The organism is Actinosynnema sp. NPDC020468, from assembly GCF_040642015.1.
Classification (GTDB): domain Bacteria; phylum Actinomycetota; class Actinomycetes; order Mycobacteriales; family Pseudonocardiaceae; genus Actinosynnema.
Window position 1 is genome coordinate 278,132 of sequence record NZ_JBFAEO010000001.1, and the last position, 12,315, is coordinate 290,446.

The window sequence follows — 12,315 nt, forward strand, 5'->3', positions numbered from 1 at the left end:
CGCCGGTTCGGCGCACCACGGACGACATCCGCCTTAGAGGAGCAAGCACCATGTCGGCAGAGGCCTCCACCACGAAGGTCGACTTCTACTTCGACCCGACCTGCCCGTTCGCGTGGATCACGTCCCGCTGGATCCTGGAGGTGGAGAAGCACCGCGACCTCGACCTGTCCTTCCGGGTGATGAGCCTGGGCGTGCTCAACGAGGGCCGCGACATCCCCGAGGAGTACCGCAAGCTGCTGGAGGGCGTGTTCAAGCCGGTGCGGGTCGCGATCGCGGCGGAGAAGCACCACGGCAACGCGGTGCTGCGCGACCTGTACACCGCGCTGGGGACCCGGATCCACAACGAGGGCAACAAGGACTACGACGCGGTGATCAAGCTCGCGCTGGAGGAGGTCGGCCTGCCCGCGGAGCTGGCCGAGGCGGCCGACAGCACCGAGTACGACGAGGAACTGCGCGCGAGCCACCACCGCGGCATGGACCCGGTCGGCGAGGACGTGGGCACGCCCACCATCCACATCGACGGCGTCGCGTTCTTCGGTCCGGTCCTCCAGAGCATCCCGCGCGGCGAGGAGGCCGTGAAGGTGTTCGACGGCGCGGTGCTGCTGGCGGGCTTCCCCGAGTTCTACGAGCTCAAGCGGACCCGCAAGGGGGACCTCGACTTCTCCTGACCAGGCGTTGCGGCACGATTGAGGCATGCGTGCCGTGCTGGTGGGCGCGGCGGCGGTCGTGGTGACCGCCGTCGTCGTCGCCTTCGTCGTGATTCCCGGTGACGAGGAGAAGGGTGGTCTGGGCGCCGTTCCCGGGCTCTGGCCCACTCCCCGCCAGTCCTCGCTGACCGGGGGCGACGTGGCGATACCGGCGTCCGCGCTGGTGCTGGACTCGGTCGGCGACGAGCCGACCCGGCGGGTGCTGGTGGCGGCGCTGAAGGCGGGCGGCGCGACGACCGTGGACGTCGCCGGACCGGACGACAAGCGCGCCGCGGACCTCGTGGTGAAGGTCGTCAAGGGCGACCTGCCCGCCGAGAACTACGAGCTGACGGCGTCCGGCCGCGAGGTGTCGCTGTCCGGCGGTGACGCGGCGGGCGCGTACTTCGGGGCGCAGACGTTCGCCCAGCTGGTGAAGAAGGGCTCGCTGCCCGCCGTGTCGATCTCCGACGGGCCGGGCCTGGGCGCGCGGGGGGTGGTGGAGGGCTTCTACGGCCCGCAGTGGAGCCACCAGGAGGAGCTGGACACGATCGCGTGGTCGGGTCGGGCGAAGTTCAACTCCTACGTCTACGCGCCGAAGGCCGACCCGTTCCACCGGGACGACTGGCGCTCGCCCTACCCGGCGCAGCGGCTGGGCGAGCTCGGCGACCTGGTCCGCGAGTCGGCGGCCAACCACCTGCGGTTCACCTACGCGCTCGCGCCGGGCTTGTCGATCTGCTTCACCGCCGACGAGGACTGGACCGCGCTGACCGCGAAGCTGCGGCAGTTGTACGACGCGGGGGTGCGGTCGTTCTCGCTGCCGATGGACGACATCGACTACAAGGCGTGGCACTGCGACGGTGACGAGGACCGCTACGGGCCGGCCACGCCGAAGTCGGCCGCGGCGGCCCAGGTGGACCTGCTCAACCGGGTGCAGCGGGACTTCCTGCCCTCGCTGGGCAAGGACGTCGCGCCGTTGCAGAGCGTGCCGACCGAGTACTACGACATCGACGACAGCCCGTACAAGGCCGAGTACCGGGCCAGGCTCGACTCGCGGGTGATCATGATGTGGACCGGTGACGGGGTGATCCCGATCCGGATCACCACCGCGGACGCGCAGAAGGCGGACGAGGTGTGGGGCCGCAAGCCCCTGGTGTGGGACAACTACCCGGTGGACGACTTCCCGGAGACCGCCGGGCGGTTGCTGCTCGGTCCGTACGGCAACCGGGAGCCGGGCGTCGCGGGCAGGTTGACGGGGATCGTGGCGAACCCGATGAACCAGGCCTACGCGAGTCGGGTCGCGCTGTACGGGATCGCCGACTTCACCTGGAACCCCAAGGCCTACGACCCCGAGAAGTCGTTGAAGCAGTACGTGGCGGGGGTGGCGGGCGGCGACGCGGTGCTGGCCAAGGCGTTGACGGCGTTCATCGACCTCAACCGGTACGGCCCGGTGCCCGGCGACTCGTGGCAGCCGCAGGCGCCCGCGCTGGCCGGGGAGCTGGACGCGTTCCGCAAGGCGTGGAGCGGCGGCGACCGGCGGGGCGCGGTGGACCGGTTGCGCGCGTACGCGGACGTGCTGTCCTCGATCCCGGAGCAGATCAAGGGCACCGACTTCGCGCGGGACGCCAAGGAGTGGCTGGACGCGACCGCGGTGTGGGCGCAGGCGTTGCAGGCCGCGCTCGACGGGCTGGAGCAGCGGGTCGGCGGCGTCGGCGCCGAGGAGGTCGCGGCGGAGAAGTTCGCCGAGGTGGGTGAGTTGGTCGCGGAGGCGCAGGCGTTGCCGTCGCCTCCCGGGCGGACGAACGTCGAGGGCCCGATCAAGATCGGGGACGGCGTCCTCGACGCGTTCCTGGCCGCGGCGCCCGAGTTGTGACACTCTTGGCCTGAATTGACGTTCAGGTGTCACAACTTCGGGAGTGGTCATGATCGAGGTCGTCAACCCGACCACCGAGGAGGTCGTCGCCACGCTGCCGTCGGCCACGCCCGGGCTGGTGGACGCGGCGGTGACCCGGGCTGTAGCGGCGTTCCCGGGGTGGGCCGCGACGCCGGTGGCCGAACGGGTCGCGGTGGTGCGGGCGGTCGCGGACGGCATCGCCGCCCGGGCCGACGAGCTGGCCCGGACGATGACCACCGAGATGGGCACGCCGATCACGTTCGCCACCAGGGTGCAGGTGCCCAACCCCGTCGGGATCGCCCGCGGGGTCGCGGACGTGGTGGCGGACGGGTACTTCGACGGCGAGGAGATCGGGCACTCGCTGGTGCTGCGCGAGCCGGTCGGGGTGGTCGCGGCGATCACGCCGTGGAACTTCCCGTTGCAGCAGATGGTCGCCAAGGTGGTGCCCGCCCTGGCCGCCGGGAACGTGGTCGTGCTCAAGCCGAGCGAACTCGCGCCGCTGACCGCGGACCTGTTCGCCGAGGTGCTGACGGCGGCCGGGGTGCCCTCCGGGGTGGTCGAGGTCGTGCACGGCGCCGGCTCGGTGGTGGGCGAGGCGCTGGTGTCGCACCCGATGGTCGACATGGTGTCGTTCACCGGGTCGACGCGGGCGGGCCGGCGGGTGTCGGTGCTGGCCGCGGAGACGGTCAAGCGGGTCGCGCTGGAGCTGGGCGGCAAGTCGGCCAACGTGGTGCTGGACGACGCCGATCTCGGGCGGGCGGTGAAGATCGGGGTGGCCAACGCGTTCATGAACAACGGGCAGGCGTGCAGCGCCTGGACCCGGTTGCTGGTGCCCGCGGGGCGGCACGACGAGGCGGTGGAGATGGCGGTCGCGGCCGCCGCCCGGCACCAGCCGGGCGATCCGGCGCTGGCGTCCACCCGGCTCGGCCCGGCGGTGTCCGCGGCGCAGCGGGACCGGGTGCTCGACCACATCCGGCGCGGGGTCGCGGAGGGCGCCACGCTCGCGTTCGGCGGCGTCGACAAGCCGGTGGAGCGCGGGTACTTCGTCGCGCCCACGGTGTTCGGCGACGTGCGCCCGGACCTGGCGATCGCCCAGGAGGAGATCTTCGGGCCGGTGCTGGCAGTGCTGCCCTACGCGGACGAGGACGACGCGGTCCGCATCGCCAACTCGACGGTGTACGGGCTGGGCGGCGCGGTCTTCTCCGCCGACGACGACCGCGCCCTGCGCGTGGCCAGGCGTCTGCGCAGCGGTCAGGTCGACGTCAACGGCGCCGCGTTCAACACCGCCGCGCCCTTCGGCGGCTACCGGCAGTCCGGCAACGGTCGGGAGTTCGGCCGGTTCGGGGTGGACGAGTTCACCGAGGTGAAGTCGATCCAGCGCTGACCGGCGGCTACACCTCGATCACCGCGGGCGGGTCGCCGAGCGACCGCGATTCGCCCGCGTGCCACCGGTGTGCGGACCACGCGGCGGCCAGGGCGTCCAGCACGTCGTCGGTCGACGGCCCCTTCGGCAGGTCCGCCACCGCGGTCGGCACGTCCACGAACGCCTGCAACGCCGCGATCCGCTGGCCGACGCCGCGGGCGGTGCGCTTGCCGTCGGTGACGCGGGGGTCGAGGTGGCGGAACGTCGTCTCCGGGTGCACCTCGACCACGCGCGCCGGCAGCGGCAGCCGCCACTCGCGCATCTTCGGCACGATGAACCACGACTGCTTGCTGATCGCCTTGCCGTGCGACGCGCGCGACACGGCGCACGCCTCCTCGTAGGTCTCGCACGCCAGCACGGCCGCGATCGGCGCCATGAACATCGACGAGCGCGCCGCGCCCAGCAGTTCGCGCGCCGCGACGTCGGAGGCGCGGTACCCGGTTTCCGGTGAGCGCAGCGCCATGTCCACGCCCACGGCCGCGCACCCGGCGGTCACCTCCAGCACGTCGCGCGCGTGCGGCACCACGTGCCAGGTGACCGACGTCCTGCCCTCGACCAGTGCCACGACCCAGCCGCCGGGGGTGCCGTCCACACCGGCGATCATCCGCGCAGGACCCCGTCCACCAGGCGTGGCACGGCGGTGCTGACGTTCACCTGGGAAGCCAGGTCCACGTCGCCCGCGTGGCCGGCGGCGATCAGCTCGCGGCCGGAGACGCAACCCGCGACCACGTCCGGCACCGAGGAGCGGGCGAACATCTCGGCGGCCAGGGTGGCCTCCACCGAGGCGCTGCCGTAGCCCAGGAGCGCGGCGACGACGGCGCCGGCGCCCACCTGGTCCTCGGCGCTGGGCCGCAATGGGCCGAAGTGGGCGGATTTGGGGCTGTACAGGTCGATTCCCCAGCGTTCGCCGCCGGCGATGACGCCGATCGGCGCGCCCGCGGCGAGGGTGCGCGCGGCGGACGCGACCGCCTGGGCGTTGCGCAGGCAGCCGGCCAGCACGTGGGAGCCGGTGGCCGCGGCCGCGTCGCACAGGGTCGCGCCGTTGGGCGAGGGCAGGTCGACCAGCGCGCCCGCCGGGAAGTCCACCAGTGACGACGGGCGCAGGGACCACGACGGGTCGGCCGGCTTCGCGGCGCGCTCCCGGTCGGTCCACCGCACGGGTCTCACCGCGCCGCCCCGTGCCACCACGATGTCCACCGCGGTGCTGAACGACAGCACGTCGACGACCACGAGCACCGCGCACAGACCACCGAGCGCGGACACCCCTTCGCCACCCCATTCCAGCCTGAGCTGGTAGCCCTCTTGTCCGAACACCCGGCCAAGGATGGCAGACTTCCCGGACGTGCGCGTTTACCTGGGATCCGACCACGCGGGCTTCGAGCTGAAGGCCCACCTCGCCGAGCACCTCACCCGAGCGGGACACGAGGTGGTCGACGTCGGCCCCTCGGTCTACGACGCCGAGGACGACTACCCGCCGTTCTGCATCGAGGCGGCCCGGCGCGTGGTGGCCGACGAGGGCAGCCTCGGCGTGGTCATCGGCGGTTCGGGCAACGGCGAGCAGATCGCCGCGAACAAGGTGCCCGGCGCGCGGGCCGCGCTGGCCTACAACGTGGAGACCGCGACGCTCGCCCGCGAGCACAACGACGCCCGGCTGATCGGCGTCGGCGCGCGCATGCACACCGCCGACGAGGCCGCGGCGATCGTGGACGCGTTCCTCGCGACGCCGTTCTCCGACCAGCCGCGGCACGCCCGCAGGATCGCGATCCTGGCCGAGTACGAGCGGACCGGCGAGGCTCCGAAGCTCCCCTGATGATCCGCGAGCTGCTGTTCAAGGACGTCGACGGCGCCTACCACGCCGACCCGCACGTGGTGATCGACGGCGCGGTGGCCCACCCCGGCTACCGCGACCGGATCCCCGCGTTGCGCGCGGTGCTGGAGGACGCCGGAGCCGAGCGCTACCACCGGTTCCTCGCCGTGGTGGCGCTCGCCGCGTGGGGGCACGGCCCGGTGTACGGGTTGATCACCGGGCTGGCCGGGCTCGGCGAGGGGTCGCCGTGGTTCGGGATGCTGGCCGAGGACGGCCGGGACACCACGTTCGCGACCGTCGCCGGCGCGGTGGGGGAGGGCCGGGCGTTCACCGAGGGCGAGGACGAGCGGGCGCGGGTGGCGGCACTCCGGGCGCTGCTGGACCGGGCGGACGTGCTGGCGTTCGGGTGGGAGTTGGCGCACGCGGTGGCGGGGCCGGAGTTCGCTGACGACATCGCGGTGCTGGTGGACCGGGCGGCCGAGACGTCGCCGTTGCCGCTCCAGCTCGCCGACCTGGTCACCGCGCTGGCGCGGCACGACCGGGAGCGGGCCGTGCCGCTGGCCCGTCGGCTGCTGCGCCGCGACTCCGGCCGGTCGCTGCGGATCCACCTCGCGACGGTGGTGCCGTATGCCTGAGGGGCACACGCTGCACCGGCTCGCCCGGTTGCACCAGCGCCGCTACAAGGGCGCGGTGGTCCGGGTGTCCAGTCCGCAGGGGCGGTTCGCCGCGGAGGCCGTGGACGGCCGGGTGTTCGTGCGGGCCGAGGCGTACGGCAAGCACCTGCTGCACTTCTACGGTCCGGACACGACCGTGCACGTCCACCTGGGCCTGTACGGGACGTTCAGCGAGGCCGAGGTGCCGGTGCTCGCGCCGGTCGGGCAGGTGCGGATGCGGCTGGTCGGTCCGACGCATTGGACGGACCTGCGCGGGCCGACGCGGTGCGAGGTGCTGACCGACGTCGAGGTGAAGGCGCTCAAGGCCCGGCTCGGCCCGGACCCGCTGCGCCGCGACGCCCGGCCGGACCTGGCGTACGAGCGGGTCTCGCGGTCGAGGCAGTCGCTGGCCGTGCTGCTGATGGACCAGTCGGTGCTCGCGGGCGTCGGGAACGTGTACCGGGCCGAAGTCCTGTTCCGGCACGGTGTCCACCCCACGACGCCGGGCAACAGGGTCACGCGGGAGCTGTGGGACGCGCTGTGGGCGGATCTGGTGCTGCTGATGCGCGACGGGGTGAAGGTCGGGCGGATCGACACCGTGCGGCCCGAGCACCTGCCCGAGGCGACCGGCCGCGCGCCGCGCGAGGACCGGCACGGCGGCGAGGTCTACGTGTACCGGCGGACCGGGATGCCGTGCCTGCTGTGCGGGACACCGGTCGCGGCCGCCGAACTGGCCGGCCGCAACCTCTTCTGGTGTCCCACGTGCCAGGCCGGGTGACGGCGGTCGGTCAGAAGTCGAACCCGCCGAAGTCCCCGCCGCCGAAATCGCCGCCGCCGAAGTCCCCGCCACCCCAGTCGCCGCCGCCGTCGCCACCGCCCGCGTCGCCGCCGTAATCGCCTCCGGCGTCACCACCGTCGGCGCCCGCGCCGTCGGAGTAGCCGTCCGCGTAGGCGGCGTTCAGGGCGTCCGGCGAGACGCCGTGCATGCCCGAGAACATCGCGTCCATCAGCAGGAACGACCCGACGCCCCAGGCGCCCGCGACCAGCGCGGGCTTCCACCAGGGCTCGCTGTACCAACCCTGCGGCACCGGGCGTCCGGCGACCATGCCGCCGGGGTAGTAGTGCGGGGTGTTCGAGCCCGGCCGGGGCGACGCCTCGTAGGCGTGACCCTCGACGTCGACCTTGCGGTCCTCGGTGACCGTGCCCGCGCGCGCCCGACCGTCGAGGTCCGGCAGCTCGGGACCGGGGTCGAGGCCCATCGCGGTCCGCGCCGCGCGCACGTAGTACAGGCCCTCCATCGCGGTCCTCGTCACGAGGCGGGTCTGCTCGATCGTGCGGGCCTGCTCCATCTGCGACCCGGCGGCGGTGAACCGCTCGGACGCGTCGGCCATCGCCTGCTGCGAGGCCACGTCGGTGCCGGTCAGGTTCATCACCTGGCCGCCGAGCCGCTCGACCCAGCGGCGCGCGTCGGCCTGGGCGTCCTCCAGCTCCCGCTGCCTGGCCGCGGCCCTGGTCTTCGCGAAGAACAAGCCGCCGCCGACCACCACGACGAGCAGCACGAGCAGCACCACGGCGGTGCCCATGGGATCCTCCCGGCTGTCGCGGCGGCACGGTGCCGCCTGCTTGACCGGACAACGGCCCCGGACCGGTCGAGGTTCCCGGAACCGGTCAGAACACCTCCGGGCAGTGGGGGTCGTGGTCGCCGACGAACGCGCGTGACAAGGTCTCGAGCACACCCGGTGTGACCTCACGCACCCGTTGTGCGCGGGCCATCGTGGTCAGCCGCGTGCCGCCGAGGAACGCCGCGCCGAGCGCCTGCACGTCGAGCACCAGGTCCGCGTCGCCGTCCGCCCGCCGCGCGACCGCCTCGCCGCCCCGGGCGGTGAACCGCCACCGGCCCTCGTTCCACGGGCACAGCGGGTCCCGCACCTGGAGCACGGCGTCCGCGTCGGAGGCGTAGTGGCGCAGCGGCAGCGCGCGGTCCACGTCGACCAGTCGCACCCACAGCGAGTCGCCGCGCTGCCGGCGGACCGCGCGCGGGTCGGTCAGCAGGTGGGGCGCGGGGTCGTCGGAGGCGGTCCGGAAGGTGATCTCGCCCACCAGGTCCAGGTCGAGCAGGTACCGGTAGAGCGCGGCGAACGTGACGTCGTCGGCCGCGGTGAGCTCCACGACCTCCAGCCAGTGCCGCGGGCCCCGGTCGGTCCAGTCGCCCTTGACCCGGTAGACCGCGTAGCCGTCGGGCAGCACCACCCAGCGCAGCGCGCTCGCGCCGTGCCGGTCGGCCTCGTCGTCGCCGAACGCGACCTCCCAGTCGCCGGCCGAGCGGTCGAGCCACCCGGTCCGGGTCGTCCGGACCCGCTCGTAGACCTCCGTGACGAGCGGCATCGCCTCGTCCCGCGGCACCTCGCGCGGCCGGTCCGACCCGGTGTCCACCCCGCGCCGGAACGCCGCCCCGCGCGGGATCTCGAACCGGGCCACCTCGGCGGCGGACCCGTACCCGAACCGGTCGTAGATGCCGGCCTCGGACGCCCACAGCGCCGCGACCGGCTCGTGGTGCTCGTGCAGGTCGTGCAACTGCCCGCGCATCAACGCCGTGCCGACGCCGCGCCGGTGGTGCCCGGGCTTGACCCCGACCGACGTCACCGCGGCGACCGGCACGGGCCGTGCCTCGGGCAACGTCATCCGCCGCGGCAGCACCCCCGCCCCGCCGATCATCTCGTCGCCTTCGAACACCCCGTGGTGCCGCTCGGGCGCGAATACCGCCCGCCACCGCGCGATCTCGCCGGGACGGGGGTCGGCGAGGAACGACGCGGTGACGAGCCGCTGGAAGGCGTCGAAGTCGTCGGACGTGAGCGTGCGGACGGTGAACCCCATGAGTCCAGCTTCATACGCCGCCGCCGGCCCGCGCGCGACCGGGTTTCCCCCCGGGCAGCCGCCCTTCGCGTCCCCCGTCCGGACGCACCGGTTCCACCCCCGCGACCGCTGCCCGAAGCGCACACTGTGGCGATGACGAAAGTGCGGCTGGCCGCGAGATGCCTGGTGACCTTCGGCATCGGCTTCCTCATGGTCCTGCTGGCGGTCCGCTTCGGCGAGGCCCTGTGGCGAGCGTCCCTGACCTGGTCGAAGTAATCCCGGGGTCAGCCGTCCACGAAGCAGAACTCGTTCCCCTGCGGATCCCGCAACACCTGGAACGTCCCGTGCTCGTCGACCTGCAACCCCCCGACCACCACGGCGCCCAACCGGGCCGCCGACGCGGTGGCCGCGCGCACGTCATCGGCGAACACGTCCAGGTGCAGCCGGTTCTTGACCCCCTTCCCCTCGGGAACGGGCTGGAACGCCAACACGGGAAACCCGTCGGCCCGCACCTGGGCCCACCCGTCCTCCCGCTCCACCGCCACCCCGCCCAACAGCTCCGCCCAGAACCGCGCGAGCGCACCGGGTTCGAGTGAATCCACCACGATCTGATCGAGTCGCATACCCCATGATGTGCGCCCACCGCGCTCTCCCGAAACCCGCCGACCCTCCCCGCACACCGAATGAATCCACAATGGACACACACGCTCGCACCCACCCCGTGATGCCACCGCAGGCCAAGACCGCTACTGTCCACAGTGGACTTACGCGCGCTGCCTGAAGCCTGGTCCCCGACCGGACGGCGAATCGCGGGGGCGGATCCGAGGATCCTGGCGGGACGGGACCTGCCCCCGACGACTCCATCGACCGGCGTCCGCGTTCTCTTCCCAGGACGACGAGGATTCCGGCCCGTCAAGCGTAGCGGAGCGTTGGGCGCACACTCAAGCTGGTGCGTACACCCGACAGTGTGGTTGTCGGGAACGGCCCGGGGGTGTGACGAGGGCGCGCAGGCCGGTGAAAGCACAAAACCGTCCACAAGGGACGGTCGGAAGGCGTTCTACCAGCGAGGGGAGGCGAGAGCGGGTGACGGGAATCGAACCCGCATGACCAGCTTGGAAGGCTGGGGCTCTACCATTGAGCTACACCCGCGCGCGGCCACCGGGGTGGGCGCGTCGGTAGTTTAGCCGGTCGCGGTAAGCTCTTGTCGACCGGGGCGTGGCGCAGCTTGGTAGCGCACCCGCTTTGGGAGCGGGGGGTCGCAGGTTCAAATCCTGTCGCCCCGACGGTCTGCTGTGGCCCCCTTCCCGGGGGCCACGGCCCGCTCGTCCAGCGCGCCGTTCTTGAGCACACCGCGCCATGGGCGCTCAAGAACGGCATCCCCAGTGTCACGCCGGTGCGGCCACCTGTTCGCTGACCACCTGAGCCGCGGCCGACACCAGTGCGGTGACCGACGGGTTGGTGGCGTTGTCCTGTCGCCACGCGAACTGGGTGTACACCCGGAACGGCGGCACCCACGGCAGTCTGCACAGCCTGCCGTCGGCCAGCTCGGCGGCCACCGTCACCTCGGGGACCAGTGAAATCCCCAAGCCGGAGGCGACCGCGCGCTTCGCGGCGTCGATCGAGTCCAGTGCCAGCACCGGCGACCTCGACTCGGCGTCCTGCAACCCCAGTGCCTGCTCGAAGTGCTCGTAGTAGCTCGCGCCGTTCTCGGCCCGGATGAGCGTGCTCCCGCGCAGCTCGTCCTCGGTGATCACCGAACGCCTGGTGAGGGCGTGGGTCGGCCCGGCGACCATGACCAGTGGCTCCGGGCACAGCACGGTCGTCTCCAGCCCCTCCCGGGGCTCGATCGAACCGATGAAGAACGTGCAGTCCAACCGGCCTTCGCGGACCGACGCCAGGTTCGTCTGCGTGTTGCGCGAGTGCAGTGAGATCTGGACGCTCGGGTAGCGCCAGCACATGTACTCGATCAGTGGTAGCAGACGGTAGTCGGTCAGGCTCTGCGCGCTCCCGATCACCAGCTTGCCGTGCGGTTCGCCGTTCATCGTGATCGCTTTCCTGGCCTTGTCGGTCAGGGTGATGATGTTCCGCGCGAACGGTAGTAGTTCGACCCCCGCCGAGGTCATCTGAATGCCTCGGGGCAGTCGTCTGAACAGGGGCACGCCGAGGGTCTCCTCGAGTGCTTTTATCCTCGTGGTTATAGTGGGCTGCGAGCAATTCAGGGTGGCTGCTGCCTTGGTGAAACTGCCCGTTTGAACCACAGTTGTGAACGCCAAAAGCTGACGCGTCTCCATGGAGCTCCCCAACGGTGCGTGAAAGTGATCCACGAGAGGCCGGTGTGGGACGGCGTCGTGGTTTCCGTCGTGCGTGGCGGCAAAGTTGGTCTAGCTGCTGGTGAGCAGCCGGTCCGTGGTCAACATCGCCGCGCGGCCGTGTGGGGTGTAACCCGATGGTTGCGTTGTGCTGCCAGAACCTGTCGCGGACCGACGGGATCGTGTTCCGAGCCGGCGGCCGGTTCGGGTCCTGGATTGGTGCTGGGCAGCGGCGGAATGGCTCTCATCGGGTCATCGGCACCTTGTCTGGTAGGTGGTTAAGAAGCTCGATGACATTGTCTCGCTCGTTCCTCTGGTCCTGGTTGCCGGTTGCGTCCGCTGCTTGACCCCCCAGAACGTCCGGCAACTTTGGAATTTATTTCATGGCTCAGCGATGCAGGTCCGGGCGTCACGCTACCTGAAACCCACACTAATGGACTACGGCGAGTGGAGTCATCTCGACAAGTGAAACTTTTCTGTCGGAGGCTACTCCAAACGGCCTCAATTCACCCCTTGTGACCAACCCCCTCCGGTGCACGGTCGCCGAACGTAAGTCGTCGTTGCGGCATCCGTGTTACAGGATGTCAGGACGGCTCCGGTGAGTGATCATCGACTTCCGAGAGTCAGCAACCGTCTCGTTCACTCGAACGGACCAGCAATCGTGGCGCTGAGTGGTCCGTTGGGCGGAACGGG

13 protein-coding genes and 2 tRNA genes are annotated in these 12,315 nt (G+C 71.8%); 8 read left to right on the forward strand and 7 right to left on the reverse strand.

The annotated features are described in order from the left end of the window. Positions 1 to 50: 50 nt before the first annotated feature. From AB0G50_RS01310 to AB0G50_RS01320, 3 genes are read left to right on the forward strand one after another with little or no spacing between them, the layout of a single operon-like run. The gene (locus AB0G50_RS01310) at positions 51 to 668 is read left to right on the forward strand and encodes a DsbA family protein (RefSeq protein ID WP_360100763.1); all 618 of its coding nucleotides are present in this window, start codon (positions 51 to 53) and stop codon (positions 666 to 668) included. 25 nt (positions 669 to 693) lie between these two features. Next, on the forward strand, positions 694 to 2,556 hold the full coding sequence (locus tag AB0G50_RS01315) for a beta-N-acetylglucosaminidase domain-containing protein (protein ID WP_360100766.1): 1,863 nt from the start codon (positions 694 to 696) through the stop codon (positions 2,554 to 2,556). Between the two features lie 49 nt (positions 2,557 to 2,605). Continuing rightward, positions 2,606 to 3,961, forward strand: coding sequence for an aldehyde dehydrogenase family protein (locus AB0G50_RS01320; RefSeq protein ID WP_360100769.1), 1,356 nt, complete (start codon positions 2,606 to 2,608; stop codon positions 3,959 to 3,961). Between the two features lie 7 nt (positions 3,962 to 3,968). On the opposite strand, the gene AB0G50_RS01325 is transcribed toward AB0G50_RS01320, so the two are convergent. Further along, complete coding sequence (locus AB0G50_RS01325) at positions 3,969 to 4,604, reverse strand: DUF429 domain-containing protein (RefSeq protein ID WP_360100772.1); 636 nt, start codon at positions 4,602 to 4,604, stop codon at positions 3,969 to 3,971. Continuing rightward, a complete protein-coding gene (locus AB0G50_RS01330) occupies positions 4,601 to 5,314 on the reverse strand; it encodes a 2-phosphosulfolactate phosphatase (RefSeq protein ID WP_360100775.1) in 714 nt (237 codons plus the stop codon). Before AB0G50_RS01330 ends, AB0G50_RS01325 begins: the two co-directional genes overlap by 4 nt. A gap of 28 nt (positions 5,315 to 5,342) precedes the next feature. On the opposite strand from AB0G50_RS01330, the gene AB0G50_RS01335 reads away from it, so the two are divergent. The 3 genes from AB0G50_RS01335 to AB0G50_RS01345 are packed head-to-tail and all read left to right on the forward strand — an operon-like array spanning position 5,343 to position 7,238. Beyond that, a complete protein-coding gene (locus tag AB0G50_RS01335) occupies positions 5,343 to 5,810 on the forward strand; it encodes a ribose-5-phosphate isomerase (protein ID WP_360100778.1) in 468 nt (155 codons plus the stop codon). Beyond that, entirely contained in the window at positions 5,810 to 6,442 is a 633-nt protein-coding gene (locus tag AB0G50_RS01340; protein WP_360100781.1) for a hypothetical protein, read from the forward strand. The genes AB0G50_RS01335 and AB0G50_RS01340 overlap by 1 nt, the downstream gene beginning before the upstream one ends. Next, the gene (locus AB0G50_RS01345; RefSeq protein ID WP_360100784.1) at positions 6,435 to 7,238 is read left to right on the forward strand and encodes a DNA-formamidopyrimidine glycosylase family protein; all 804 of its coding nucleotides are present in this window, start codon (positions 6,435 to 6,437) and stop codon (positions 7,236 to 7,238) included. The genes AB0G50_RS01340 and AB0G50_RS01345 overlap by 8 nt, the downstream gene beginning before the upstream one ends. A 10-nt stretch (positions 7,239 to 7,248) precedes the next feature. Here AB0G50_RS01345 and AB0G50_RS01350 read toward each other — a convergent pair whose 3' ends face one another. Both AB0G50_RS01350 and AB0G50_RS01355 read right to left on the reverse strand, forming a co-directional pair. Beyond that, a complete protein-coding gene (locus tag AB0G50_RS01350; protein ID WP_360100787.1) occupies positions 7,249 to 8,043 on the reverse strand; it encodes a hypothetical protein in 795 nt (264 codons plus the stop codon). A gap of 85 nt (positions 8,044 to 8,128) precedes the next feature. Further along, positions 8,129 to 9,334: a GNAT family N-acetyltransferase gene (locus AB0G50_RS01355; protein ID WP_360100790.1), complete on the reverse strand. Its 1,206-nt coding sequence runs from the start codon at positions 9,332 to 9,334 to the stop codon at positions 8,129 to 8,131. A 132-nt stretch (positions 9,335 to 9,466) separates the two neighbouring features. Between AB0G50_RS01355 and AB0G50_RS01360 the strand changes: the two genes are divergently transcribed. After that, entirely contained in the window at positions 9,467 to 9,589 is a 123-nt protein-coding gene (locus AB0G50_RS01360) for a hypothetical protein (RefSeq protein WP_360100793.1), read from the forward strand. Positions 9,590 to 9,597: 8 nt separating this feature from the next. Here AB0G50_RS01360 and AB0G50_RS01365 read toward each other — a convergent pair whose 3' ends face one another. Together AB0G50_RS01365 and AB0G50_RS01370 are read right to left on the reverse strand one after the other, a co-directional pair. Further along, on the reverse strand, positions 9,598 to 9,936 hold the full coding sequence (locus AB0G50_RS01365) for a VOC family protein (protein WP_360100796.1): 339 nt from the start codon (positions 9,934 to 9,936) through the stop codon (positions 9,598 to 9,600). A 455-nt stretch (positions 9,937 to 10,391) separates the two neighbouring features. Then, positions 10,392 to 10,462, reverse strand: a tRNA-Gly gene (locus AB0G50_RS01370). A gap of 60 nt (positions 10,463 to 10,522) precedes the next feature. Between AB0G50_RS01370 and AB0G50_RS01375 the strand changes: the two genes are divergently transcribed. Continuing rightward, a tRNA-Pro gene (locus tag AB0G50_RS01375) sits at positions 10,523 to 10,596 on the forward strand. Positions 10,597 to 10,698: 102 nt separating this feature from the next. On the opposite strand, the gene AB0G50_RS01380 is transcribed toward AB0G50_RS01375, so the two are convergent. Then, positions 10,699 to 11,604, reverse strand: a complete 906-nt coding sequence (locus tag AB0G50_RS01380; protein ID WP_360100799.1) for a LysR family transcriptional regulator — start codon at positions 11,602 to 11,604, stop codon at positions 10,699 to 10,701. Positions 11,605 to 12,315 lie beyond the last annotated feature (711 nt).

Excerpts from the sequence above, each read along its gene's own strand:
- AB0G50_RS01310 (WP_360100763.1), top strand. The coding sequence starts at position 51 with ATGTCGGCAGAGGCCTCCACCACGAAGGTCGACTTCTACTTCGACCCG.
- AB0G50_RS01315 (WP_360100766.1), top strand. The coding sequence starts at position 694 with ATGCGTGCCGTGCTGGTGGGCGCGGCGGCGGTCGTGGTGACCGCCGTC.
- AB0G50_RS01320 (WP_360100769.1), top strand. The coding sequence starts at position 2,606 with ATGATCGAGGTCGTCAACCCGACCACCGAGGAGGTCGTCGCCACGCTG.
- AB0G50_RS01325 (WP_360100772.1), bottom strand. The coding sequence starts at position 4,604 with ATGATCGCCGGTGTGGACGGCACCCCCGGCGGCTGGGTCGTGGCACTG.
- AB0G50_RS01340 (WP_360100781.1), top strand. The coding sequence starts at position 5,810 with ATGATCCGCGAGCTGCTGTTCAAGGACGTCGACGGCGCCTACCACGCC.
- AB0G50_RS01345 (WP_360100784.1), top strand. The coding sequence starts at position 6,435 with ATGCCTGAGGGGCACACGCTGCACCGGCTCGCCCGGTTGCACCAGCGC.
- AB0G50_RS01350 (WP_360100787.1), bottom strand. The coding sequence starts at position 8,043 with ATGGGCACCGCCGTGGTGCTGCTCGTGCTGCTCGTCGTGGTGGTCGGC.
- AB0G50_RS01355 (WP_360100790.1), bottom strand. The coding sequence starts at position 9,334 with ATGGGGTTCACCGTCCGCACGCTCACGTCCGACGACTTCGACGCCTTC.
- AB0G50_RS01360 (WP_360100793.1), top strand. The coding sequence starts at position 9,467 with ATGACGAAAGTGCGGCTGGCCGCGAGATGCCTGGTGACCTTCGGCATC.
- AB0G50_RS01365 (WP_360100796.1), bottom strand. The coding sequence starts at position 9,936 with ATGCGACTCGATCAGATCGTGGTGGATTCACTCGAACCCGGTGCGCTC.
- AB0G50_RS01380 (WP_360100799.1), bottom strand. The coding sequence starts at position 11,604 with ATGGAGACGCGTCAGCTTTTGGCGTTCACAACTGTGGTTCAAACGGGC.